The sequence below is a fragment of the Streptomyces sp. NPDC020845 genome, from assembly GCF_044334165.1.
GTDB lineage: Bacteria > Actinomycetota > Actinomycetes > Streptomycetales > Streptomycetaceae > Streptomyces.
Genome location: NZ_JBIRSJ010000007.1, coordinates 187646 through 213748, shown reverse-complemented (window position 1 = coordinate 213748; position 26103 = coordinate 187646). Strand labels below are relative to the sequence as shown.

Annotated in this window: 18 protein-coding genes; 17 read left to right on the top strand and 1 reads right to left on the bottom strand. The window is 70.9% G+C overall.

Annotated elements, in window-relative coordinates:
• Positions 1-16 precede the first annotated feature (16 nt).
• The gene (locus ACH4U7_RS19525) at positions 17-988 is read right to left on the bottom strand and encodes a hypothetical protein (RefSeq protein ID WP_398529124.1); all 972 of its coding nucleotides are present in this window, start codon (positions 986-988) and stop codon (positions 17-19) included.
• Between the two features lie 121 nt (positions 989-1109).
• Here ACH4U7_RS19525 and ACH4U7_RS19520 point away from each other — a divergent pair, with 121 nt between their 5' ends.
• From ACH4U7_RS19520 to obgE, 17 genes are all read left to right on the top strand, one after another.
• Entirely contained in the window at positions 1110-3743 is a 2634-nt protein-coding gene (locus ACH4U7_RS19520; RefSeq protein ID WP_398529123.1) for a valine--tRNA ligase, read from the top strand.
• 153 nt (positions 3744-3896) lie between these two features.
• Entirely contained in the window at positions 3897-5345 is a 1449-nt protein-coding gene (locus tag ACH4U7_RS19515; protein WP_398529122.1) for a peptidoglycan D,D-transpeptidase FtsI family protein, read from the top strand.
• Positions 5346-5400: 55 nt separating this feature from the next.
• Complete coding sequence (locus ACH4U7_RS19510; RefSeq protein WP_398529121.1) at positions 5401-6903, top strand: bifunctional folylpolyglutamate synthase/dihydrofolate synthase; 1503 nt, start codon at positions 5401-5403, stop codon at positions 6901-6903.
• A 1-nt stretch (position 6904) separates the two neighbouring features.
• Complete coding sequence (locus ACH4U7_RS19505; protein ID WP_014179684.1) at positions 6905-7249, top strand: DUF4233 domain-containing protein; 345 nt, start codon at positions 6905-6907, stop codon at positions 7247-7249.
• Between the two features lie 75 nt (positions 7250-7324).
• On the top strand, positions 7325-7738 hold the full coding sequence (ndk, locus tag ACH4U7_RS19500; protein ID WP_398529120.1) for a nucleoside-diphosphate kinase: 414 nt from the start codon (positions 7325-7327) through the stop codon (positions 7736-7738).
• Positions 7739-8037: 299 nt separating this feature from the next.
• Positions 8038-9057 (top strand): rod shape-determining protein, encoded by a 1020-nt coding sequence (locus tag ACH4U7_RS19495; protein WP_043491595.1) that lies wholly within the window; start codon positions 8038-8040, stop codon positions 9055-9057.
• A gap of 160 nt (positions 9058-9217) precedes the next feature.
• The gene (gene mreC / locus ACH4U7_RS19490; protein ID WP_014179687.1) at positions 9218-10159 is read left to right on the top strand and encodes a rod shape-determining protein MreC; all 942 of its coding nucleotides are present in this window, start codon (positions 9218-9220) and stop codon (positions 10157-10159) included.
• A gap of 6 nt (positions 10160-10165) precedes the next feature.
• Entirely contained in the window at positions 10166-10780 is a 615-nt protein-coding gene (gene mreD / locus ACH4U7_RS19485; protein WP_398529414.1) for a rod shape-determining protein MreD, read from the top strand.
• 338 nt (positions 10781-11118) lie between these two features.
• Positions 11119-13254 (top strand): penicillin-binding protein 2, encoded by a 2136-nt coding sequence (mrdA, locus tag ACH4U7_RS19480; RefSeq protein ID WP_398529119.1) that lies wholly within the window; start codon positions 11119-11121, stop codon positions 13252-13254.
• Complete coding sequence (rodA, locus tag ACH4U7_RS19475; protein ID WP_398529118.1) at positions 13251-14453, top strand: rod shape-determining protein RodA; 1203 nt, start codon at positions 13251-13253, stop codon at positions 14451-14453. The genes mrdA and rodA overlap by 4 nt, the downstream gene beginning before the upstream one ends.
• Positions 14454-14533: 80 nt before the next feature.
• A complete protein-coding gene (locus ACH4U7_RS19470) occupies positions 14534-16087 on the top strand; it encodes a CHAD domain-containing protein (protein WP_398529117.1) in 1554 nt (517 codons plus the stop codon).
• 143 nt (positions 16088-16230) lie between these two features.
• Positions 16231-18156, top strand: a complete 1926-nt coding sequence (locus ACH4U7_RS19465; protein ID WP_398529116.1) for a TIGR03960 family B12-binding radical SAM protein — start codon at positions 16231-16233, stop codon at positions 18154-18156.
• A 151-nt stretch (positions 18157-18307) separates the two neighbouring features.
• The gene (locus ACH4U7_RS19460) at positions 18308-19084 is read left to right on the top strand and encodes a TIGR03936 family radical SAM-associated protein (RefSeq protein WP_398529115.1); all 777 of its coding nucleotides are present in this window, start codon (positions 18308-18310) and stop codon (positions 19082-19084) included.
• Positions 19085-19303: 219 nt separating this feature from the next.
• Positions 19304-23542, top strand: a complete 4239-nt coding sequence (locus ACH4U7_RS19455) for an Rne/Rng family ribonuclease (protein ID WP_398529114.1) — start codon at positions 19304-19306, stop codon at positions 23540-23542.
• A 290-nt stretch (positions 23543-23832) separates the two neighbouring features.
• Entirely contained in the window at positions 23833-24153 is a 321-nt protein-coding gene (gene rplU, locus ACH4U7_RS19450) for a 50S ribosomal protein L21 (RefSeq protein ID WP_014179695.1), read from the top strand.
• 14 nt (positions 24154-24167) lie between these two features.
• A complete protein-coding gene (gene rpmA, locus ACH4U7_RS19445; RefSeq protein ID WP_014179696.1) occupies positions 24168-24425 on the top strand; it encodes a 50S ribosomal protein L27 in 258 nt (85 codons plus the stop codon).
• Positions 24426-24570: 145 nt separating this feature from the next.
• Positions 24571-26004 (top strand): GTPase ObgE, encoded by a 1434-nt coding sequence (gene obgE / locus ACH4U7_RS19440; RefSeq protein ID WP_398529113.1) that lies wholly within the window; start codon positions 24571-24573, stop codon positions 26002-26004.
• The last annotated feature ends 99 nt before the right edge of the window (positions 26005-26103 follow it).

Below are 26103 nucleotides of genomic sequence, written 5' to 3'. Positions count from 1 at the left end.
GTTGCTAGCTGTTGATCTAGCCGTCGATCTCCACGCGCGCGTCCTTGCGTACCTTGACGGTGAGCTCCGCGGCATCCCGCAGTGACATGCCCCCGCCGCCCAGGACCGCGGCCGCCGGGTCCACCATCACGGTGACGCCCAAGGTGTCCTTGTCGCCCCAGACGCACGCGGGTGCCTCGACGGATCCCTGATCCGAGGTGAACTTCAACGTCTGGCACTTCAGGACGTCCCCGTCGAAGCCGTCGGGGGAGAACTCCTGGGCGCTGCCCTGGGCCTGCGCCGTGCCGTTGTCCTGCAGCGCCTTGACGATGACCGCCAAGGACAGGTCCGCGCCCCGCTTCGGATCGGTCACATCGCCCCAGACCCCGGTGAACTTCATCATGTTCTTCCCGGAGGACTGGTAGTCGGCCGCCACCAGATGCGGATCCTTGACGACCGGCACCTGCTGGAGGTCCTTCTTGCCGGACTCGGACAGGTCGTTCTCGTCCGTGCCGGCCCCCTGGCGCTGGTAGTCGCCGGCGACCGTCTTCGGGGTGGTCAGCTTGAACGGGCCGTCATCGCCCCCGCCCAGCGCGAAGTAGTAGACCCCGCCGGCCACGGCCCCCAGGGCCACCACCACGCCCACCGCGATGCCCACGGCTCTGCCCCGGCGGCGGCCCGGCACGGGCGGCTGGGGCTGCGGCGGCGGATAGCCGTAGCCGGTGCCCGGTATCTGCTGCTGCGGCGGTATGTGCTGCTGTGGTGGCTGGGCGTACGGATTCGGCTGGCCATAAGGGCTCGGCTGGCCGTAGCCCCCGTACGTACCGGAGCCGCCGTAGCCGCCCGACTGCCCGCCGGGCTGTCCGCCCGGCCGGCCGCCCTGGGGCGGATAGCCGTAGCCGGGCTGCTGGGTGTAGGGATTATTGGGCACGGGCGACTGGCCGGCGCCGTACGGACCCGGCTGCGCCCCGTAGGGGCCGGGCTGCGGCGGCGGCTGGTGGTAGCTCATCGTGCCCTCTCTTCGATGCGCATGACAGGTGCGCAACATCCTTCCTGACGGGAAGCCCTCCCTTTGCGGCGGGGCCACAACTTGTTCGTAACGGAGTGCCGCGGCCCTTTAGACTGCGCTCGTGACCGAGAACTCTCAGCAGCGCCCCGACAGCGGGCCCAACAGCCACCCCGAACTGCCGACCCAGTACGCGCCGGCCGATGTAGAGGGGCAGCTGTACGAGCGCTGGGTAGAGCGCGGTTACTTCGAGGCGGACGAGAACAGCGGCAAAGAGCCCTACACCATCGTCATCCCCCCGCCCAACGTCACCGGCTCCCTGCACCTCGGGCATGCCTTCGAGCACACCATCATCGATGCGCTCACTCGACGCAAGCGCATGCAGGGCTATGAGACGCTCTGGCAGCCCGGTATGGACCACGCCGGTATCGCCACGCAGAACGTCGTGGAGCGCGAGCTCGCCAAGGAGGGTGTCTCCCGCCACGACCTGGGCCGCGAGGCGTTCGTCGAGCGGGTGTGGCAGTGGAAGGCCAGCTCGGGCGGGCAGATCTCCGGCCAGATGAGGCGCCTGGGCGACGGTGTCGCCTGGAACCGCGAGCGCTTCACGATGGACGAGGGGCTGTCCAAGGCCGTCCAGACCATCTTCAAGAAGCTCTACGACGACGAGCTGATCTACCGCGCCGAGCGGATCATCAACTGGTGCCCGCGCTGTCTGACGGCCATCTCCGACATCGAGGTGGAGTACCAGGACGACGACGGTGAGCTGGTCTCGATCCGGTACGGGGAGGGCGACGCGTCGATCGTCGTGGCCACGACCCGCGCCGAGACGATGCTCGGCGACACCGCGGTCGCAGTCCACCCCGACGACGAGCGCTACCGCCACCTGATCGGCACCGAGATCGAGCTGCCGCTCACCGGCCGCCGCATCCCGGTCGTCGCCGATGAGCACGTCGACCCGGAGTTCGGCACCGGCGCGGTCAAGGTCACCCCGGCCCACGACCCGAACGACTTCGAGATCGGCCAGCGCCACGGCCTGCCGAGCCTGACCGTCATGGACGAGCACGCGGTCATCACGGCCCACGGCCCCTTCCAGGGCCTGGACCGGCTGGAGGCCCGCAGCGCCATCGTCGGCGCGCTGCGCGCCGACGGCCGGATCGTCGCCGAGAAGCGGCCGTACGTCCACTCCGTCGGCCACTGCTCGCGCTGCAAGACGACCATCGAGCCGCGGCTGTCCATGCAGTGGTGGGTCAAGGTCGGCCCGCTGGCCAAGGCCGCGGGCGACGCGGTCCGCGACGGCCGGGTGAAGATCCACCCGGAGGACATGGCCAAGCGCTACTTCGACTGGGTCGACAACCTCCACGACTGGTGCATCTCCCGCCAGCTGTGGTGGGGCCACCGGATCCCGGTCTGGTACGGGCCGAACGGCGAGGTCGTGTGCGTCGGACCGGACGAGCAGCCGCCGTCCGGCGAGGGCTGGCACCAGGACAGCGACGTCCTGGACACCTGGTTCTCCTCGGGCCTGTGGCCGTTCTCCACGCTCGGCTGGCCGGAGGACACCGGCAGCCTGCGGAAGTTCTATCCGAACTCGGTCCTGGTCACCGGCTACGACATCCTGTTCTTCTGGGTCGCCCGGATGATGATGTTCGGCCTGTACGCGATGGACGGCACCCCGCCGTTCCACACCATCGCCCTGCACGGCATGGTGCGCGACCAGTTCGGCAAGAAGATGTCCAAATCCTTCGGTAACGCGGTCAACCCGCTGGACTGGATGGACCAGTACGGCTCGGACGCGGTCCGCTTCACCCTCGCCCGGGGCGCCAACCCCGGTGTGGACGTGCCGATCGGCGAGGACTGGGTCCAGGCGTCCCGCAACTTCGCCAACAAGATCTGGAACGCGACGCGCTTCGCGCTGATGAACGGCGCGACGGTCGAGGGCGAACTGCCTGCCGCCGAGCGGCTGTCGGCGGCCGACCGCTGGATCCTGTCCCGGCTGAACACGGTGGTCGCCGAGGTCGACGCGTACTACGAGGACTATCAGTTCGCCAAGTTGTCGGACGTCCTCTACCACTTCGCGTGGGACGAGGTCTTCGACTGGTACGTCGAGCTGTCGAAGACCACCTTCGCCCAGGGCGGCGAGGCGGCCGACGCGTCCCGGCGGGTGCTCGGCGAGGTTCTGGACGTGATGCTGCGGCTGCTGCACCCGGTCGTCCCGTTCGTCACCGAGAAGCTGTGGACCGCGCTCACCGGCCGGGAGTCCGTCGTCATCGCCGACTGGCCGCGCGACAGCGGCTTCCGCGACGCCGCCGCCGAGCAGGAGATCACCACGCTCCAGCAGGTGGTCACCGAGGTCCGCAGGTTCCGGGCCGACCAGGGCCTGCAGCCCGGCCAGAAGGTCCCGGCGCGCCTCGACCTGTCCGGCACCCCGCTGGCGGCCCACGAGGACGCCATGCGCTCGCTGCTGCGGCTTCAGCCTGCCGGTGAGGGCTTCGCCGCCACCGCCTCGCTGCCGGTCGCGGGCGCGACCGTGGCCCTGGACCTGTCCGGCGCGATCGATGTCGAGGCCGAGCGCAAGCGGCTGGCCAAGGACCTCGCGGCGGCCGAGAAGGACAAGGCGCAGACCACGGCCAAGCTGAACAACGAGGCCTTCCTGGCCAAGGCGCCCGACCACGTCGTGGAGAAGATCCGGCAGCGGCAGACCACGGCCGATGCCGATATCGCCCGGATCACCGCCCAGTTGGCGGCCCTGCCCCAGGGCTGACCGCTCAGCCGACCGGCCAAGCGCCCCCGCCCCCCTCAGCCGAAGAGGCCGAGGGCGGCGGGGGCGCTTCGCGTGTGCGGGGTCACAGCCGGGAACCAAAAGCGCCGATCCGGGAGTTATCCGCTCGTACGTCCCGGAAGGAGCACCGTCACCATGAACAAGCCGCTGCGACGCGCCTCCGTGTTCAGCCTGCTGCTCGTGCTGGCCCTGCTCATCTGGGCCACCTGGATCCAGGTGGCCCGGGCGCGCAGCCTCGACGACAACGCCCACAACGTGCGCTCGGCCATCAAGGAGTACTCCAGGCCTCTCGGCGACATCCTGGTCGGCGGCAAGCCGGTCACCGGCTCCACCGCCACCAGCGGCGACCTGAAGTACAAGCGGACCTACACCGACGGCGAGCTGTACGCGCCGGTCACCGGCTACGCCTCGCAGACGTACGGCACCACCCAGCTGGAGGCGCTGGACCGGGGCGTGCTTGACGGTTCGGACTCCCGGCTGGCCGGCCCGGACCAACTGCTGACCCGGCAGCGGGCCACGGCGGGCGATGTGCTCACCACCATCGACCCCGCCGCGCAGAAGGCCGCGTACGAAGGGCTCGGCAGCAAGACCGGCGCCGTCGTGGCCCTCGATCCGAAGACGGGGAAGGTCCTCGCCCTGGCCAGCACCCCCTCCTATGACCCCGGCACCTTCGCGGGCTCCTCCGCCGCCGACCAGAAGGCGTGGGACGCGCTGCAGAAGGACGACAAGCAGCCGATGCTCAACCGCGCGCTGCGCCAGACCTATCCGCCGGGCTCGGCCTTCAAGCTGGTCGTCGCCGCGGCGGCGCTGGAGGACGGGCTCTACGGCTCCGTCGACGAGCCGACCAAGAGCCCCGATCCGTACCGGCTGCCCGGCACGGTCACCGATATGACCAACGAGAGCGCGTCGGCTCCTTGTGAGAACGCGACGATACGCACCGCGCTGCAGTACTCGTGCAACACGGTGTTCGCGAAGATGGCGGTCGACCTGGGGCAGTCCAAGGTGGCGGCCCAGGCGAAGAAGCTGGGGTTCGACGACTCCGGGCTCGACATCCCGGTGCGCGCCGCCAAGAGCGTCTACCCCAGCGGCATGGACGCCTCGCAGACCGCCCTGAGCGGCATGGGCCAGTTCGACGTCACCGCGACCCCGCTGCAGATGGCCATGGTCTCCGCTGCCATCTCCGACGGCGGCACGCTGATGAAGCCGTATCTGGTCGACCGCACCACCGACGGAAGCGGGGGCACCCTGGACAAGACCGAGCCCGCCGCGTACAGCCGGGCCATGTCGCCCGCCACGGCCGAGCAGCTGCGGTCCGCGATGCAGACGGTGGTGGAGCGGGGCACCGGCACCAGCGCGCGCATACCAGGGGTGACGGTCGGCGGCAAGACCGGCACCGCACAGCACGGCGAGCACAACAGCGCCAACCCGTACGCGTGGTTCGTGAGTTACGCGGCTGACGGGCAAGGCCATCAGATCGCGGTCGCGGTGGTGGTCGAGGACAGCGGCGCGGCCCGCGCCGACATCTCCGGCGGCGGCCTGGCCGGGCCGATCGCCAAGTCGGTGATGAAGGCGGCGCTGGGCTGAGGCCTGGGCCGCCGGGGCCGCGGGGATTGTCAGGGGCCCCTCGTAGACTGTCACCGTGAGCGAGAGCCCCCAGAACGAACCGGACGAATTCGACGAGATCGTCGGAGCCGAGACCGACCGCGACCCCGATCTCGCCGTGATCGAGGCCGGCAGCCGGACGCTGCGGACCCAGTCGGGGCCGCCGCAGGGGGACGGCGTGCCCGCCCGCCCGGCCGACCCGGAGCTGGACCGGGCGCTGCGGGAGGTGGAGACGGAGCTCGCGGGGCGCTGGCCCGAGACCAAGCTGGACCCCTCGCTGGTGCGCGTCGAGGCGCTGATGGACATCCTCGGCTCCCCGCAGCGCGCGTACCCCTCGATCCACATCACCGGGACGAACGGCAAGACCAGCACCGCCCGCATGATCGAGTCGCTGCTGGGCGCCTTCGAGCTGCGCACCGGCCGCTACACCAGCCCGCACGTCCAGTCGATCACCGAGCGGATCAGCCTGGACGGGGCGCCGATCTCCGCCGAGCGGTTCATCGAGACGTACCGGGACATCAAGCCGTACATCGACATGGTCGACGCCTCGCAGGAGCACCGGCTCTCGTTCTTCGAGGTGCTCACCGCCATGGCGTACGCGGCGTTCGCCGATGCGCCGGTCGATATCGCGGTGGTCGAGGTCGGCATGGGCGGAGTCTGGGACGCCACCAATGTGATCGACGCCGGGGTCGCGGTGATCATGCCGATCTCGCTGGACCACACCGACCGGCTGGGCACCACACCGGAGCAGATCGCCACCGAGAAGTCCGGGATAGTCAAGCAGGACTCCACGGTGGTGCTGGCGCAGCAGCCGCTGGAGGCCGCGTCGGTGGTCCTCAAGCGCGCGGTCGAGGTGGATGCCACGGTCGCCCGCGAGGGCATGGAGTTCGGCGTGCTCTCCCGCGAGGTGGCGGTCGGCGGTCAGCTGCTGACCCTGCGCGGCCTCGGCGGTGAGTATCCGGAGGTCTTCCTCCCGCTGTACGGGGCCCACCAGGCGCATAACGCGGCGGTGGCGCTGGCCGCCGTGGAGGCGTTCTTCGGCGTCGGCTCGGAGCACGCCCGCACGCTCGACCTCGAGACCGTCCGGACCGCCTTCGCCTCCGTCACCTCCCCGGGCCGCCTCGAGGTCGTGCGCCGCAGCCCGACCGTGGTCCTGGACGCCGCGCACAACCCGGCCGGCGCGCGGGCGGCGGCCGAGGCGGTCACCGAGGCGTTCGGCTTCAGCAGGCTGATCGGTGTGGTCGGCGCGAGCGGCGACAAGGATGTCCGCGGCCTCCTGGAGGCCTTTGAGCCGATCTTCGCCGAGGTGGTGATCACTCGCAACTCCACCCAGCGCGCGATGGACGCGGACGAGCTGGCCGCCATCGCCGTGGAGGTCTTCGGCGTGGACCGGGTGCAGGTCGAGCCGCGGCTGGACGACGCCCTGGAGGCGGCGATCACGCTCGCCGAGGAAGAAGGCGAGTACTCCGGCGCGGGCGTGCTGGTGGCCGGGTCGGTGATCACGGTCGGCGAGGCCCGGCTGCTCCTGGGAAAGGGCTGAAATGCGAACGCTCTGCGCGTCCACCTTGATCGGTGAATTCTTTGTGATCGGCTTCGCCGGGCTGGTGGCCATGAAGACCTCCGGTCTGTCCGCGACCACGGTGTGGACGGTCAGCGGTATCGCCATGGCGCTGTGCGTCCTGCTGTGCGGGATGCTCGGCCGCCCCGGCGCGGTGCACATCGGCTGGGCCCTGCAGATCGGCCTGGTGCTGAGCGGCACGATCGTCACCACCATGTACATCCTGGGCGCGGCCTTCGCCGCGCTGTGGTGGGCCTCGGTCCACTTCGGCCGCAAGGTCGACGAGGCCAAGGCGCGCTTCGCCGCCGCCCCTGCTGACACTGCGTAACGTGGCCGTCGTTCACCCATGTAGCCTCGGCGGCACAGCATCACCCGCATGCCACGTTCCAAAGGAGTTCTCGTAGTGACCCAGCGCACGCTCGTCCTTCTGAAGCCCGACGCCGTACGACGCGGACTGATCGGCGAGGTCCTGAGCCGCATCGAGAAGAAGGCGGGCTGGACGATCAGCGCGCTGGAGCTGCGTGAGCTCGGCCGCGACGTTCTGGAGCAGCACTACGCCGAGCACGTGGGCAAGCCGTTCTACGAGCCGCTGGTGGAGTTCATGGCCTCCGGCCCGGTCGTCGCGCTGGTCGTCGAGGGCGAGCGCGTCATCGAGGGCGTACGGGCGCTGGCGGGGCCGACCGACCCGATCGCCGCGGCGCCGGGCTCCATCCGCGGCGACTTCGGCACGATCGTGCGGGAGAACCTGATCCACGCCTCCGACTCCGAAGAGTCGGCCCTGCGGGAGATCAAGATTTTCTTCCCCGGGCTCGCCTGACCTTCATCGCTGACCGTTCATCACATCGTCACCCCTCCTGGCCTGGGGCGGCCGATATTGTTCGGCCGCCCTTTGGCATATGCGGGCCGATCGGGGGAACGCATCCCCGCGACACGACGTCACCATTAGCAGGGGGCGGGCCCGTGTTCTGCTGACAATGGCGGAGGACCCCCGCAGCGTGTTCGAGCGGGCGTGACTACGATGAGAGCTTCCGCGCCTCGCAGCGCACCACATCCTGCCGACCTCAAAAAGCAAACGCTTCAAGTGGGAAGGCCTGACGCATCCTCATGGGGAACAACATGTCGTTCATCGGCCGTGACATGGCTGTCGACCTCGGGACCGCCAACACGCTGGTGTACGTCAGGGGCCGCGGGATCGTCCTCAACGAGCCGTCCGTCGTCGCCATCAACACCAACACCGGCGGAATCCTCGCGGTGGGCGCCGAGGCGAAGAAGATGATCGGCCGCACCCCTGGCAACATCGTGGCCGTGCGCCCGCTCAAGGACGGCGTGATCGCCGACTTCGAGATCACCGAGCGGATGCTGCGCTACTTCATCCTGAAGATCCACAAGCGCCGCTATCTCGCCCGTCCCCGGGTCGTCGTCTGCGTGCCCTCCGGTATCACCGGCGTCGAGCGCCGCGCCGTCATCGAGGCATCCACCCAGGCGGGCGCCCGCCAGGTGCACATCATCGAGGAGCCCATGGCCGCCGCCATCGGCTCCGGCCTCCCCGTCCACGAGGCCACCGGCAACATGGTCGTGGACATCGGCGGCGGCACCACCGAGGTCGCGGTCATCTCGCTCGGCGGAATCGTCACCGCACAGTCCATCCGGGTGGCGGGCGACGAGCTGGACAACGCGATCATCCAGCACATCAAGAAGGAGTACAGCCTTCTGCTCGGCGAACGCACCGCCGAGAACATCAAGATCACGATCGGCTCCGCCTTCGAGGGCAAGGAGGAGGAGCACACCGAGATCCGCGGCCGTGACCTGGTCAGCGGCCTCCCCAAGACCGTTGTGATCTCCGCCGCCGAGGTCCGCAAGGCCATGGAGGAGCCGGTCAACGCGATCGTCGACGCGGTCAAGACCACGCTCGACAAGTGCCCGCCCGAGCTGTCGGGCGACGTCATGGACCGCGGCATCGTGCTCACCGGCGGCGGCGCCCTGCTGCGCGGCCTCGACCAGCGGCTGCGCCAGGAGACCGGTATGCCGATCCACATCGCCGAGGACCCGCTGGACTCGGTCGCGCTCGGCTCCGGCAAATGCGTCGAGGAGTTCGAGGCGCTGCAGCAGGTGCTGGACGCCCAGCCCCGCAGATGACGATCCGGTGAATCCGCCGTACGGGGGGCCGACTTCCCGTACGGCGGAGCGGCGGTTCACTGATATACAGGCATATGGCTCCCCATGACCGGCAGCCGTTGAGAAAACACAACAAAGCCGTAGCCGGTCCGACTCCGACGAGGAAGGCACGTCGCCGCACGTGAGGGACACACGAGAGAGCCGGCTGCTCCTGGTGCTGCTGGTCGCCATCGCGTTCGCACTGATCACGGTGGATATCCGCGGCGGCGAGGATTCGCCCCTCGACGGCGCCCGCCAGGCCGCCGCGTCCGTCTTCGGGCCGGTCGAGGAAGGGGTCGCCTCCGCGGTCGACCCGATCGGCAACGCCGTGTCGGCCGTACGGGACTCCGACGAGCGGCACGACCGGATCAGCGCACTGGAGCGGGAGAACGCCGAGCTCAAGCAGCGGCTCGGCAGCGACGCCCGCAACCGCGCCCGCGTCGTCGAGCTGGACAAGCTGCGCAAGACCGCGGGCGCCGGCCAGTACGGCGTCAAGGGCGCCCAGGTCATCGCCATAGGAGCGGCCCAGGGCTTCTCCTGGACCGTCACCATCGACGTGGGCAGCAAGGACGGCATCCGCCGCGATATGACCGTCATCAACGGCGACGGCCTGGTCGGCCGGGTCACCACCGTCGGCCCGTCGACCGCCACCGTGGTGCTGGCCATCGACCCGGACTTCACCGTCGGCACCCGCATGGAGAAGTCCGGCGAGCTCGGCTTCGCCAACGGCCAGGGCGACCGCTCGCTGCGCGTCCAGCTCCTCAACGGCAAGGCCAAGATCAAGAAGGGCGACCGGCTCGTCACCTTCGGCTCCCGCGCCAACAAGCCGTTCGTGCCCGGCGTACCGGTCGGCGAGGTGGTCCGCGTCGACCCCTCGGGCGGCGATCTGACCCGCACCCTGCTGGTGCGCCCGTACGTGGGCTTCACCAAGCTCGACATCGTGGGCGTCGTCGTCGAACCGCCGCGCGAGAACCCGCGGGACACCGTGCTGCCGCCCAAGCCCGCCAAGCCCAAGCCGGCGCCCACGGTCACCGTCACGGTCAAACCGTCCTCGTCGCCGAGCGCCTCCGCCAACAGGAGCTGACCGATGCTGCGTCTGAACCGGGTCCTGCTGTCGACCCTTCTCGTGGTCATCGCCCTCGTCGTCCAGGTCTGCGTACTCGCCCGGCTCCAGCTGCCCGGCGCGGTCCCCGATCTGCTGCTGCTCGTCGTCCTCGGCCTCGCGCTCGTCTACGGCCACACCGGCGGCGCGCTCATCGGCTTCGGCGCCGGCCTGCTCGCCGACCTCGCCCCGCCCGCCGACCACGCGGCCGGGCGCTACGCCCTGGTGCTGTGCGTCATCGGCTATCTGGCGGGCCTCGCCAAGCCCGAGACCGGCCAGCTGAGGTCGGCCACCGGGCCGATGCTGGTGGTCGTCGCGGCGGCCATCGGCAGCACGCTGCTGTACGCGGGCGTCGGCCAGCTCGTCAGCGACGACGCCGCCCGCCATGCGGGCCTGAGCAAGCTGCTGTTCACCGCGGCGCTGTACGACCTGCTGCTGGCGCCGTTCACGGTGCCACTGATCATGGGGATGGCCAGAAAGAGCGAGAACGACCCGATGGCCGACAACTCCGGCGGCTCCCGCATCGGCAGCCAGCGCGGCGGCCTCCTGATGAAGGCCGCCAACCGGGGGACGGGACGCCTCAAGGGGGTCAAGCGCCTGTGAGGCCGCGTTCTGACATTGCGTGGGGGGCCGCTGTGAGGCTGCGTTCTTCCGGGGGACACTGCGCCCGACAGCGGCTGCGCCGCGGGCCGTACCCTCGGCCGAACAACCAGTGGGGGCCGCTGTGAGGCTGCGTTCTTCCGGGGGCAACCCCCGTACCCCCGGCCGAACAACCAGTGGGGGCCGCTGTGAGGCTGCGTTCTTCCGGGGGACACTGCGCCCGACAGCGGCTGCGCCGCGGGCCGTACTCCCGGCTGAACAACCAGTGGGGGCCGCTGTGAGGCTGCGTTCTTCCGGGGGCAACCCCCGTACCCCCGGCCGAACAACCAGTGGGGGCCGCTGTGAGTAACATCCCCGAGACCGGGCGGACGCCGCGCGTCACCATCCGGCTCGTCGCCATCCAGATCCTCGTCTTCTCGCTGCTGCTCACGCTCGGCGGCCGCCTCTGGTACCTCCAGATCCGCAACGGCGACGAATACACCGCCGAAGCCGCCAACAACCACGTCCAGCAGGTCGTCCACCCCGCCGTGCGCGGCTCGATACTGGACGCCCGCGGGGTGCCGCTCGCCGACAACGAGACCCGTCTGGTCGTCTCCGCCAGCCGCACCGAGCTGATGAAGATGAAGGACGACGGGAAGGCCGTCCTCACCCGCCTGGCGGGTGTCCTGGACATGAAGCCCAAGGACGTGATGGACAAGGTCCGGCTGTGCGACGCCAAGACGCCCCAGCCCTGCTGGAACGGTTCGCCCTACCAGCCCATCCCCATCACCGACGAGGCCAGCCCCAAGCAGGCCCTGCAGATCCGCGAGCGCGAAGAGGACTTCCCCGGGATAAGCGCGGAGCCCACCGCCGTGCGCCGCTACGCCGCTCCCGGCGACGCCAACGCCGCCCAGGTGCTCGGCTATCTCTCCCCGGTCACCGACGAGGAGATCAAGAAGGCTGAGGACAGCCATTCGCCGCTGCTCCGCTCCGACCAGATCGGCCGTAACGGCCTGGAGCGCGAGTACGACGACGAGCTGCGCGGCAAGGCCGGGGTGACCCGCTACGAGGTCGACAACCTCGGCCGGGTCATCGGCCAGGCCGAGAGCCAGAAGGCCCAGCCCGGCGCCAACGTCGTCACCAGCATCGACGCCCGGGTGCAGGCCGTGGCCGAGAAGGAGCTGGCCCAGGCGATGAAGGACGCCCGCAAGGAGATGGACCGGAACACCGGCCGCAGGTACGAGGCGGACGCGGGCGCGGTCGTGGTCATGGAGGCGAAGACGGGCCGGGTGGTCGCGATGGCCTCCAACCCGACGTACGACCCCAACGCCTGGGTCGGCGGCATCTCCGGCAAGGACTACAAGAAGCTCACCGGCAAGAGCTCCAACTATCCGCTGCTGAACCGGGCGATCCAGGGCCAGTCGGCCCCCGGCTCGATCTTCAAGGTGGTCCCGACCACGGCGGCGGTCAACGCCGGCTACCCCTTCGACGGCAACTACAACTGCAGCAGCTCCTTCAACATCGGCGGCCAGGTCTTCAAGAACTTCGAGTCGAAGGGCTACGGGCCGATCAGCCTCGGCCGGGCGCTCGAGGTGTCCTGCGACACCGTGTTCTACGACCTCTCGTACAAGCAGTGGCAGAAGGACGGCGGCAACAAGCCCAAGAAGCACCCGGCGGACTGGTTCTACAAGACCGCCCACCAGTTCGGCCTCGGCAAGGAGACCGGCATCGACCTCCCCAACGAGGTCACTGGCCGGATCCCGGACCGCCAGTGGAAGAAGGACTACTGGAAGGCCAACAAGAACGCCTGGTGCAAGTACGGCAAGAAGAGCGGGAACTACGGCCAGCGGATCGCCTACGAGAACTGCCTCGAAGGCATGAAGATGCGCGCCGGTGACTCCGTGAACTACTCCATCGGCCAGGGCGACACGCTCGTCACCCCGATCCAGATGGCCACCATCTACGCCGCGATCAGCAACGGCGGCACGCTCTACGACCCGACCATCGGCAAGGCGATCGTCAGCGCCGACGGCAAGAAGGTCCAGCAGATCAAGCCCAAGTCGCACGGCAAGCTGCCGATGACCCAGGGCACGCGCGACAAGATAGACAAGGCCCTCGCGGGAGTCGCGACCCGCGGCACCGCCGCCTGGCGATTCGGCGGCTGGCCGCAGGACAAGATCCCGATGCACGCCAAGACGGGTACGGCCGAGGTCTACGGCAAGCAGACGACCTCGTGGTTCGCGACGTACACCAAGGACTACTCGATCGTCATGACGATCTCCCAGGGTGGTACCGGCTCCGGCGCCTCCGGCCCCGCCGTGCGCAACATCTACAACGCGCTCTACGGGGTCGACGCCAAGGGCGGCATCGACAACAAGAAGGCGCTGCTGCCCCACCCCCAGGCGACCCTGCCCAAGATCGACTCCGATGGCACCATCCAGGCCCAGCCGCTGGGCAAGCCGATCGCGGTGGTCGGAAGGCGGGAGCAGCTGTCATGAGTGCGTCCACGCATACGTACACCACGCGGCGGTTCACGCCTGAGCGCGGCACTTGGGGCAAGCTCATGGCGCGCGACTCGATCGTGCGCCGGCTGGACTGGGTACTGCTGTTCGCCGCGCTCGCCCTGTCCGCCATCGGCACCGTCCTCGTCTACTCCGCCACCCGCAACCGCACCGAGCTCAACCAGGGCGACCCGTACTACTTTCTGATCCGGCACGCCATGAACACCGGCATCGGGCTGGTCCTCGCGATCGCCACGATCTGGCTCGGCCACCGCACGCTGCGCGGGGCCGTGCCCGTGCTGTACGCGCTGTCCGTGGTGCTCGTCCTCGCCGTCCTCACCCCGCTCGGCTCGACGATCAACGGCGCGCACGCCTGGATCGTGATCGGCGGCGGCTTCTCCCTCCAGCCGTCCGAGTTCGCCAAGATCACCATCATTCTGGGGATGGCGATGCTGCTGGCCGCGCGCGTGGACGCGGGGGACCGGGTCCACCCGGACCACCGCACCGTCGTCCAGGCCCTCGGGCTCGCCGCGCTGCCCATCGCGATCGTGCTGCTGATGCCGGACCTCGGCTCGGTGATGGTGATGGCGGTCATCGTGCTCGCCGTGCTGCTCTCCTCGGGCGCCTCCAACCGCTGGGTGGTGGGGCTGATCGGCGCGGCCGTCATCGGCGCGGTCCTCATCTGGCAGCTCGGCGTGCTCGACCAGTACCAGATCGACCGCTTCGCCGCCTTCGCCAACCCGGCCCTCGACCCGGCGGGCGTCGGCTACAACACCAACCAGGCGCGGATCGCGATCGGCTCGGGCGGCCTCACCGGCAAGGGCCTGTTCCACGGCACCCAGACCACCGGCCAGTTCGTGCCCGAGCAGCAGACCGACTTCGTCTTCACGGTCGCGGGGGAGGAGCTGGGCTTCCTCGGCGCGGGCCTGATCATCGTGCTGCTGGGCGTCGTGTTGTGGCGCGCCTGCCGGATCGCGCGGGACACCTCCGAGCTGTACGGCACGGTCGTCGCCGCCGGGATCATCGCCTGGTTCGCCTTCCAGGCGTTCGAGAACATCGGCATGACGCTGGGCATCATGCCGGTGGCCGGTCTGCCGCTGCCGTTCGTCTCGTACGGCGGGTCGTCGATGTTCGCCGTGTGGATAGCGGTCGGTCTGCTGCAGTCGATCCGGGTGCAGCGCCCCGTATCGGCCTGACGCCCCGTCGCCGGCCTGCCGTACGGTTCGCCCGCCACAGGGGGCTGCCCTCAAACGCCACAGGGCAGTACATTCACGTCATGGCGGACACGGTGCGTGAGATCGAGCGTAAGTACGAGGCTCCCGACGACGGCCGGCTCCCCGATGTGACCGGGGCCGTCGGCGTCGCGGAGGTCGTGGACAAGGGCGTGGCCACTTTGGACGCCACGTACTACGACACCGTCGACCAGCGGCTCGCGGCGGACGGCATCACGCTGCGCCGCCGCACCGGCGGCAGCGACGCCGGGTGGCACCTCAAGTTGCCGGCCGGACCGGACACCCGCGACGAGATCCGCGCCCCGCTGTCGGACACGCTGCCCGCCGAGCTCGCGGCCCTCGTCCGCTCCCGCGTCCGCGACCAGGCGCTCGTACCGCTGGTCCGCCTGGTGTCCGAACGGAACGTCAGACACCTCGTGGACGCCGATGGCGCCCTGCTCGCCGAGCTGTCCGCCGACCACGTCACGGCGCGCCGGCTGACCCCGGAGCCGGGCGATCCGGTGGAGTGGACGGAGGTCGAGACGGAGCTCGCCCCGGGCGGCGACCCGGCGTTCCTCGACGCGCTCGAGTCGCATCTGACGGAGGCGGGGCTGCGCCGGTCGGCTGCCCCGTCCAAGCTGGCCAGGGCGCTGGCCGAGACGGGCGTGGCCAGCAAGGCGGGCAAGGCGGGTGAGGAGGGTAAGAAGGGTAAGAAGGGGAAGAAGGTGGCCGAGCCCACGGCGGGCGATGTGATCCTCGACTACGTCCGCGCCCAGATCGCCGCCATCGTCTCGCTCGACCCCGCCGTACGCCTTGACGTGCCCGACTCCGTGCACCGTATGCGCGTCGCCACCCGCCGGCTGCGCAGCTGCTTCCGCTCGTACCGCAAGGTGCTGGACCGGGCCGTCACGGACCCTGTCGGCGACGAGCTGAAGTGGCTGGCCTGCGAGCTCGGCATCGACCGCGACCGGGAAGTGCTCACCGCCCGGCTCGAGGAGCGGCTGGCCGAGCTCCCGGACGAGCTGCGCACCGGCCCGGTGTCCGAGCGGCTGAGCACCTGGTCGCAGACGAGCCGCCGCGGCTCGCGCGAGCGGCTGATCGGCGTGCTCGACGGCGAGCGCCACCTCGCCCTGCTCACCACCCTGGACACGCTGTCCGCCACCCCGCCGCTGCGGCCCGCTGCGGCCCGCCCGGCCGAGGACGTGATCCTCGCGGCCGTGCTGCGCGACTACGAACGGCTCGCCGCCCTCGTCGCCACCGCCCTCGCCGCTCCCCCCGGGCACGACCGGGACATCACCATGCACGACGCCCGTAAGAAGGCCAAGCGCGCCCGCTACGCCGCCGAGGCAGCCCGCCCCGCGCTCGGCAAGCCCGCGAAGGCGTTCGCGGGCCTCATGACCGACCTCCAGGATCTGCTCGGCGACCACCAGGACAGCTGCGTCGCGCGCGACGCCCTGCGCGAACTGGCCGAGCAGGCGCACGCCGCCGGGGAGCGGGACTTCACCTTCGGCGTCATGTACGGGCGGGAGGAGGCGCTGGCCGCCCGGCGGGAGGCGGAGCTGCCCGCGCTGTGGGCCGAGGTCTCGCGCAAGGAGCACCGGGCGGCGCTGCGGCCGTGATACGCGGGTATGGCCGGAAGGCTCGGAAATGGGCCGGAAGGGCCGGAAGGGCCGGAAAGGGGCCGCTGTGAGCGGCGTTAAGGGTGTCCGCCGGGCGGGTTAGGCTTGAGGGTCACCCTTGCCAGCTCACGAAGGTCTCCCGGATGTCTGTCGAGTCGGTCTTTCCGCAGCTCGAGGCCCTGCTCCCGCATGTGCAGAAGCCGATCCAGTACGTAGGCGGGGAGCTGAACTCCACCGTCAAGGACTGGGACAGCTGCGACGTCCGCTGGGCGCTCATGTACCCGGACGCGTACGAGGTCGGTCTGCCCAACCAGGGCGTCATGATCCTTTACGAGGTGCTGAATGAGCGCGAGGGCGTGCTCGCGGAGCGCACGTACAGCGTCTGGCCGGACCTGGAAGCGCTGATGCGCGAGCAGAAGGTGCCGCAGTTCACCGTCGACTCGCACCGCCCGGTCGCGGCGTTCGACCTCTTCGGGCTCTCCTTCTCCACCGAGCTCGGCTACACCAACATGCTCACCGCGCTCGACCTGGCCGGGATCCCGCTCGTCGCCGCGGACCGCGGCGACGACCACCCCATCGTGGTCGCGGGTGGCCATGCCGCGTTCAACCCCGAGCCGATCGCGGACTTCATCGACTGCGCGGTGATCGGCGACGGCGAGCAGGCCGTCCTGGAGATGACCGAGATCGTCCGCGCCTGGAAGGCCGAGGGCCGCCCCGGTGGCCGGGACGAGGTGCTGTTCCGCCTCGCCCGTACCGGCGGGGTCTATGTGCCCAGGTTCTACGACGTGGAGTACCTGCCCGACGGCCGGATCTCCCGCGTCGTGCCGAACCGCTCCGGTGTGCCGTGGCGGGTGTCCAAGCACACCGTGATGGACCTGGACGAGTGGCCGTACCCCAAGCAGCCGCTGGTGCCGCTCGCCGAGACGGTCCATGAGCGGATGTCCGTCGAGATCTTCCGCGGCTGCACGCGCGGCTGCCGCTTCTGCCAGGCGGGCATGATCACCCGCCCGGTGCGCGAGCGGTCCATCACCGGCATCGGCGAGATGGTGGACCGCGGCCTCAAGGCCACCGGCTTCGAGGAGGTCGGCCTGCTGTCCCTGTCCTCGGCGGACCACACCGAGATCGGCGACATCGCCAAGGGCCTGGCCGACCGCTACCAGGAAGACAAGATCGGCCTGTCGCTCCCGTCGACCCGGGTGGACGCCTTCAACATCGACCTCGCCAACGAGCTCACCCGCAACGGCCGCCGCTCCGGCCTCACCTTCGCCCCCGAGGGCGGCAGTGAGCGCATCCGCAAGGTCATCAACAAGATGGTCTCCGAAGACGACCTGATCAGGACCGTCGCCACCGCGTACGGCAACGGCTGGCGGCAGGTGAAGCTCTACTTCATGTGCGGTCTGCCGACCGAGACCGACGAGGACGTGCTGCAGATCGCCGACATGGCGACGAAGGTCATCGCCAAGGGCCGCGAGGTCTCCGGTAAGAACGACATCCGCTGCACCGTCTCGATCGGCGGCTTCGTCCCCAAGCCGCACACCCCCTTCCAGTGGGCGCCGCAGCTCAGCGCCGAGGAGACGGACGCGCGCCTGGAGAAGCTGCGGGAGAAGATCCGCGGCGACAAGAAGTACGGCCGCTCCATCGGCTTCCGCTACCACGACGGCAAGCCGGGCATCGTCGAGGGCCTGCTCTCCCGCGGCGACCGCCGGATCGGCGCGGTCATCCGCGCCGTCTACGAGGACGGCGGCCGCTTCGACGGCTGGCGCGAGCACTTCAGCTACGACCGCTGGATGGAGTGCGCCGAGCGGACGCTGCCCGAGTTCGGCGTGGACGTCGACTGGTACACCACCCGCGAGCGCGGCTATGAAGAGGTCCTGCCCTGGGATCACCTGGACTCCGGTCTCGACAAGGACTGGCTCTGGGAGGACTGGCAGGACGCGCTCGACGAGACCGAGGTCGACGACTGCCGCTGGACCCCGTGCTTCGACTGCGGCGTCTGCCCGCAGATGGACACCCAGATCCAGATCGGACCGACCGGCAGGAAGCTGCTGCCGCTGTCGGTCGTCAAGTAACCCACGGTCCGACAAGTACGCTGGAAGAGGCACGGGCCGTGGCACCCGCTCGGGTGAGCGGCCCGCCCACCGGCGCATCACAGCCGTCAGACAGCAAGGAGAAGGACCCCTGGGCAAGCGACAGCCCGAAGGCCCGCCGCCCGCACCCGCGGTGCAGCGCATCCGTTTGTGCTACACCAAGCGCGGCCGCCTCCGGTTCACCAGCCACCGCGACTTCCAGCGCGCCTTCGAGCGGGCGCTGCGCCGCGCCGAGGTGCCCATGGCGTACTCGGCGGGGTTCACCCCGCACCCCAAGGTGTCGTACGCCAATGCCGCACCCACCGGCACGGGCAGTGAGGCCGAGTACCTGGAGATCCAGCTCACCGAGGCGCGCGACCCCGAAAGGCTGCGCGGGCTCCTCGATGAGTCGCTGCCCCCCGGGCTCGACGTCATCGACGCCGTCGAGGCCCATACGTCGAATCTGGCCGAGCGGCTGCAGGCCTCCGTCTGGGAGATCCGGCTCGAGGGAGTCGACCCGGATGAGGCCGAGCGCGCCGTCGCCGCCTTCCTCGTGGCCGAAACGGTCCAGGTCGAGCGCATGACGAAAAATGGGTTGCGGTCCTTCGACGCGCGTGGCGCGGTGGCCCGGCTCGAGGCCCTTACGGCCCCGGTCGATAGGCCGGGGGACCCTGCCTGTGCGATACTGCGGCTGGTGGTACGGCATCTGACACCTGCCGTGCGACCCGACGACGTCCTGTCCGGTCTCCGCGCTACGGCCGACCTGGCGCCGCCGGTCCCCGCAGCGGTGACCAGGCTGGCGCAGGGGCTGCTCGATGAGGAGTCCGGCACGGTGACCGACCCGCTCGCGCCCGATCGCGAGGCAGCCTTGGCCGCCCCACCCACGGCCGCCGGGCTGACCGCCGCGATGGCGCCGGAAGGTTCCGCGTAGGACCGCCGTCGACGCGCCGCCGATGCACCAGGGAGCCACCCGGGTCCGGCAGGCGCACTGACCAGGAGACTTTCGCCGGACCCGGCATTTCCGGTCCCGGCGAGTGAGACGACAGCTCCCGTGCGGCGCCCGCGCCGCGGGCGGCGGCAATCGCGCACAGCGCGGATTGCGGCCGGACGCAGACGCGGCGCCCGGGAGCGTGACGGGAGAAACGCCCGCATGCTCGAGCCTATTGAGCCGATCGAACCTATCCAGCCTCTGGGACAGCCCGCTCAGCGTGCCGTCGCGCCCAGGGACACCACGGAGAACAACACGCCCAGCGACACTCTGCCGCCGCGCCGCCGCCGCGCGGCCTCCCGGCCGGCCGGCCCGCCCGCGGGGACGCTGAGCGACGAGGCGGCCCAGACCGCCACTCCGGCCATACCGGCCGCCCAGTCCGCCGACCTCGAGAGCGTGTCGGCCGAGGCCGCGTCGGCGTCGGCCTCGGCGGAGGAGCCGGTGCCCGCGCCGCGTACGCGCCGTCGTGCGACCCGTAAGGCGACTGCTCCGGCGGGTTCGCCGGAGACGGCCGAGACGGTGGTTTCGGCCGCGGAGTCGGCTTCCGCCGCCGAGGACGCCACACCGGCCGAGGAGCCGGTGCCCGCGCCGCGTACGCGCCGTCGTGCGACGAGCAAGGCGACCGCCCCGGCGGGCTCGGCGGAGGCTGCTGAGGACGGCGCCGCGGACGCCGAGGTGGCTGACGCCGAGGTCGCGGAGGAGGCCGCCGCGCCGGCGCGCAAGCGTCGCCGTGCGACCCGCCAGGCGTCCGCTCCGGCGGGTGCGCCGGAGGCCGCTGAGACCGCTGTCGCCGCCGAGGCCGCTGACGTGTCGGACGAGGCGGACGAGGCGGCTGTTGAGCAGCCTGCCGAGTCTGATGAGACCGCCGAGGCCGCGGCACCGGTACGCAAGCGCCGTCGTGCGACCCGCCAGGCGTCCGCTCCGGCGGGTGCGCCGGAGGTGGCCGAGCCCGTTGTCGCCGCCGAGGCCGCCGACGAGAGCGCTGAAGCCGCCGAGGCCGACGTGGCCGACGAGGCTGTGGCGCCGGTCGGTCGGCGTCGTCGGGTGACGCGTAAGGCGTCCGCCCCGGCGGAAGAGACCGCCGCCCAGCCCACCGAGATCCCCGAGACCGCTGACGTCGCCGCCGAGGCGGCGGAAGAGGCCGCGCCCGCGCGGCGTACCCGCCGGCGTGCGACGCGTAAGGCGACCGCCGCTGCGGGCTCGCCCGAGTCCGAGGCCCCGGAGGTGACCGCCGTGGCCGAGACCTCCGCCACACCGGCCGACGAGACCGCCACCGACCAGACCGCCACCGACCAGACCGCCACCGACCAGAGCGCCGCCGGTGACGCCGCCGCGGAGCAGCCCGCCGAGGCCGCGCCGCGCGCCCGTACCCGCCGCCGGGCGACCCGCGCGGCGGCCGCTGCCACCGCCGCCGAGCAGGCCGAAGCCCCGCAGGCCGAGGCTCCGCAGGCCGCCGAAGAGGCCGAGCCGGAGGCTCCGGCCAGGGGGCGGCGCCGGGCCGTACGGCCGCCGACGGCCGTGTTCCAGGCGCCGGTGTTCACCGAGCCGGTGTTCCAGACGCCGGAGAGCGCGGCCCTGGCCGCCGCCGCGGCCGCCGAAGAGGCGGACGAGGAGGATGAGACGGGCGAGACCGAGGACGCGGGGGCGTTCGGGATCGCCGAGCCGCCGGCGCCCACCAGCGGTGCGCGCCGCCGTCGCCGTCGCCGCGGCGAGGCGTTTGACGACCAGGCCGCGCAGGCCGCCCAGGCCGCGCAGGCCGAGGCCGAGGAGACGGCCGAGACCGCCGAGGAGGCCGAGCTCGCGGAGGGCGAGCACGGCGACGAGGAGTCGGGCGAGCGCCCGTCCCGCCGCCGTCGCCGTGGCGGTCGGCGGCGCCGCCGGGGCGAGGCCGCGGACGTCGAGAGCGCCGAGGGCGAGACCGGCGAGCGCTACGAGGACGAGCACCCGGGCGAGGGCGCGGACGAGCAGGCCGCCGGCGAGGCCGAGGAGGCAGACGAGGGCGACGAGACGGTCGGCGCCGGGGGTTCCAGCAGCAGCCGTCGCCGTCGGCGCCGCCGCCGGCGCAGCGGGGACGCCGCCGAGGTCGAGTCGGGCGACGACCCGGAGCGTACGGTCGTCAAGATCCGCGAGCCGCGGGAGCGGCGCGCGAAGGAGACCGAGTCCGGCGCCGACGAGGTGCAGTCGATCAAGGGGTCGACGCGGCTCGAGGCGAAGAAGCAGCGCCGCCGCGAGGGCCGTGAGCAGGGCCGCCGCCGGGTGCCGATCATCACGGAGGCCGAGTTCCTGGCCCGCCGTGAGGCGGTCGAGCGGGTGATGGTCGTCCGGCAGAACGGCGAGCGCACCCAGATCGGCGTGCTGGAGGACAACGTCCTCGTCGAGCACTTCGTCAACAAGGAACAGTCGAACAGCTACGTCGGCAACGTCTACCTGGGCAAGGTGCAGAACGTCCTGCCGTCGATGGAGGCCGCCTTCGTCGACATCGGCAAGGGCCGTAACGCCGTCCTCTACGCGGGCGAGGTCAACTTCGAGGCGCTGGGGCTGGCCAACGGCCCGCGCCGTATCGAGACCGCCCTCAAGTCCGGCCAGTCCGTTCTGGTGCAGGTCACCAAGGACCCGATCGGCCACAAGGGCGCCCGGCTGACCAGCCAGGTCTCCCTCCCCGGCCGTTATCTGGTGTACGTGCCCGAGGGCTCGATGACCGGCATCAGCCGCAAGCTGCCGGACACCGAGCGCGCGCGCCTGAAGCAGATCCTCAAGAAGATCGTCCCCGAGGACGCGGGCGTCATCGTCCGCACCGCGGCCGAGGGCGCGAGCGAGGACGAGCTGTCCCGCGACGTCCAGCGGCTCCAGGCGCAGTGGGAGGAGATCCAGAAGAAGGCGAAGAACGGCGGCGCCCCCACGCTGCTGTACGGCGAGCCGGACATGACCGTCCGGGTCGTCCGCGACATCTTCAACGAGGACTTCTCCAAGGTCATCGTGAGCGGTGACGGCGCCTGGGACACGATCCACGGATACGTCTCGCATGTCGCTCCGGACCTCGCGGACCGGCTCCAGAAGTGGACGTCGGACGTCGACGTGTTCGCCACCTACCGGATCGACGAGCAGCTGATGAAGGCGCTGGACCGCAAGGTCTGGCTGCCCAGCGGCGGCTCCCTGGTGATCGACCGGACCGAGGCGATGGTCGTGGTCGACGTCAACACCGGCAAGTTCACCGGCCAGGGCGGCAACCTGGAGGAGACGGTCACCAGGAACAACCTGGAGGCGGCCGAGGAGATCGTGCGTCAGCTGCGGCTGCGCGACCTCGGCGGCATCATCGTGATCGACTTCATCGACATGGTGCTGGAGTCCAACCGGGACCTGGTGCTGCGGCGCCTGCTGGAGTGCCTGGGCCGGGACCGTACGAAGCACCAGGTGGCGGAGGTCACCTCGCTGGGCCTGGTCCAGATGACCCGTAAGCGGGTCGGCCAGGGCCTGCTGGAGTCCTTCTCCGAGCCCTGTGTGCACTGCAACGGCCGTGGTCTGATCGTCCACATGGACCAGCCGACGGCGGTCGGCGGCGGTGGCGGCAAGCGCAAGAAGAAGAAGGGTGCCGCCGGCCACCTGGCCGAGCCCGAGCAGGCCCCGGAGACCGCCGAGGTCGTGGAGGCCGCCGTGGCGGCCGTGGTCGAGGCCGAGCCGGAGACGGTGGCCGAGGCCGCCCACGAGGCCGCCGAGCACAAGACCATGCCGGAGCCGGTGACCTTCGCCGCCGACGAGGAGCTGTACAGCAGCGCCGCGGAGGCCGAGGCCGCCGCCACGCGTGGCCGTACGCGCCGCCGGGCGACCCGGAAGGTGACGGCCCCCGCGGGCGCCCCGAAGGCCGCGGAGCGGCCGGAGGCGGCCGTGGTGGTCCTGCCGGCCGAGGAGCCCAAGGAAGCCCCGGCCCCGGCGGAGGAGCCGAAGGCCGAGCCGGTCGCGGCGCCGGAGCCGGTGTCCGCGCCTCGTGCGCGCCGCCGGGTGACCCGTAAGGTGACCGCTCCCGCGGGCTCGCCGTCGGGCTCCGAGGAGGCGGCCGTGGTGGTCGTCAGCGCGGCCGCCCAGGACTCGGCGCCGGAGTCGGCACCGGAGCCGGTGGCGGTCGAGCCCGAGCCCGAGACGGTGTCCGAGGCTCCTGAGGCGGCTTCCGAGGCCGCGGTGGAGCCGGAGGAGGCGGCAGCCCCGGCGCCGGCGAAGAAGACGGCCCGCAAGGCCGCCAAGAAGGCACCAGCGAAGAAGGCGGCGGCCAAGAAGACGGCCGCGAAGAAGACGGCCGCCAAGAAGACCGCCGCGAAGAAGACGACGGCAAAGAAGGCGGCGGCCAAGAAGACCGCGGCGGCGGAGCAGCAGACGCCGTCCTCGGTCACGGCCTCCACCGACGACTGAGCACGCCGGACCGGGGCCGGGGCGCCCGGGGTGTGCACCGACACACGGTGTACACCCCCGCCCCGGCCCCGGTTTGACCCCCTGGTCCCGGCCCCGTAACCTTGACCGTCGGCGTTTGTACGCCAAACCCCTGAGCAAATCCCTCCCGCTCTGTCGGGAGAGGCCGCTCGCCGTTGCCTGGGCATTCCTGTGTGGCGCCACGAGGCGATCGGTGAACCACGGACCATACGGGTCGGTGGGGAGCGGCTGGCATCAGAGGTCCCGATTACTAGCGAGAGAGTGAGAACCGCGTGTACGCAATCGTGCGCACCGGCGGCCGCCAGCAGAAGGTGTCCGTGGGCGACGTCATTGAGGTCGACCGTCTGTCCAGCAGCAAGGTCGGCGACACCGTCGAGCTCTCGACTCTGCTCGTTGTCGACGGCGACGCCGTGACCAGCGACCCGTGGGTGCTGGCCGGGGTGAAGGTTCAGGCCGAGGTCGTGGACCACCACAAGGGCGCCAAGATCGACATCCTGAAGTACAAGAACAAGACCGGCTACCGCAAGCGGATCGGCCACCGTCAGCTGCACACCGCGCTGAAGATCACCAGCATCGACGCGGCTGCGAAGTAAGGGACTGAGGAGAGATGGCACACAAGAAGGGCGCATCGTCCACCCGGAACGGTCGCGACTCCAATGCCCAGCGGCTCGGCGTCAAGCGCTTCGGCGGCCAGGTCGTCAACGCGGGTGAGATCCTGGTCCGCCAGCGCGGCACGCACTTCCACCCGGGCACGGGCGTCGGCCGTGGCGGCGACGACACGCTGTTCGCGCTGGCCGCCGGTGCGGTTCAGTTCGGCACCGCGCGTGGCCGCAAGGTCGTGAACATCGTTCCGGTCGCTGAGTAATCAGCCCGGGGCGACACCACACACCTTTCCGAGGGCGGACCGCTCTTTCCCGTGATGGGGAAGCGGGTCCGCCCTCGGTGCGTTACGCCTAAGACATTCGGTACGTAAGACGTACCGTACGTAGCAACTTTGGAGGCACAGCGTCATGACCACCTTCGTGGACCGCGTCGAGCTGCACGTCGCCGCGGGTAACGGAGGCCACGGCTGCGCCTCCGTGCACCGCGAGAAGTTCAAGCCGCTCGGCGGCCCGGACGGCGGCAACGGCGGCCGTGGCGGCGATGTGATCCTGGTCGTCGACCAGTCGGTCACCACGCTGCTCGACTACCACCACAGCCCGCACCGCAAGGCCACCAACGGCAAACCGGGCGAGGGCGGCAACCGCTCCGGCAAGGACGGTACGGACCTGGTCCTGCCCGTTCCGGACGGCACCGTGGTCCTCGACACGCAGGGCAATGTGCTGGCCGACCTGGTCGGACAGGGCACCACCTTCGTCGCCGCCCAGGGCGGCCGCGGCGGCCTGGGCAACGCGGCGCTGGCCTCGGCCCGCCGCAAGGCCCCCGGCTTCGCGCTGCTGGGCGAGCCGGGCCACGCCGGGGATGTGGTCCTGGAGCTCAAGACCGTCGCGGACGTGGCCCTGGTGGGCTACCCGAGCGCCGGCAAGTCCTCGCTGATCTCGGTGCTCTCGGCCGCCAAGCCGAAGATCGCCGACTATCCCTTCACCACCCTGGTGCCCAACCTCGGCGTGGTGACGGCCGGTTCGACCGTCTACACCATCGCCGATGTGCCGGGCCTGATCCCGGGCGCCAGCCAGGGCAAGGGCCTGGGCCTGGAATTTCTGCGCCATGTCGAGCGCTGCTCGGTGCTCGTCCACGTCCTGGACACGGCGGCGCTGGAGTCCGAGCGCGACCCGCTGACCGACCTCGACGTCATCGAGGCGGAGCTGAGGGAGTACGGCGGCCTCGAGAACCGGCCGCGGCTGGTCGCCCTCAACAAGGTCGACGTCCCCGACGGCCAGGACCTCGCCGACATCATCCGGCCGGACCTGGAGGCCCGCGGCTACCAGGTCTTCGAGGTGTCGGCGGTCTCCCGGCACGGCCTCAAGGAGCTCTCGTTCGCCCTGGCGAAGATCGTCGGGGATGCGCGGGCCGCCAAGCCCAAGGAGGAGGCGACCCGTATCGTCATCCGCCCGAAGGCCGTGGACGACGCGGGCTTCAAGGTCGTCGCCGAGGACGGCTTCTACCGGGTGGTGGGCGACAAGCCCGAGCGCTGGGTCCGCCAGACCGACTTCAACAACGACGAGGCCGTCGGCTACCTCGCCGACCGGCTGGCCCGGCTGGGTGTCGAGGAGGCGCTGGTGAAGGCCGGGGCGCGGGCGGGCGACGAGGTCGTCATCGGCGCCGCGGACGACGCCGTCGTCTTCGACTGGGAGCCGACCCTCACGGCCGGTGCGGAGATGCTCGGCCGCCGCGGCGAGGACCACCGCTTCGAGGCCCCGCGCCCGGCCGCCCAGCGTCGCCGTGAGCGCGATGCGGAGCGGGACGAGGCCCAGCACGAGTACGACGCGTTCGAGCCCTTCTAGCGGCGCCTGAGGGCCCGCTACGGCGGTGCGTACGGCAAGCCTCGCCACGGCGGTGCGTACGACAGGCCCCGCTGCGGCGGCGCGTAGGGACGGCGGTGC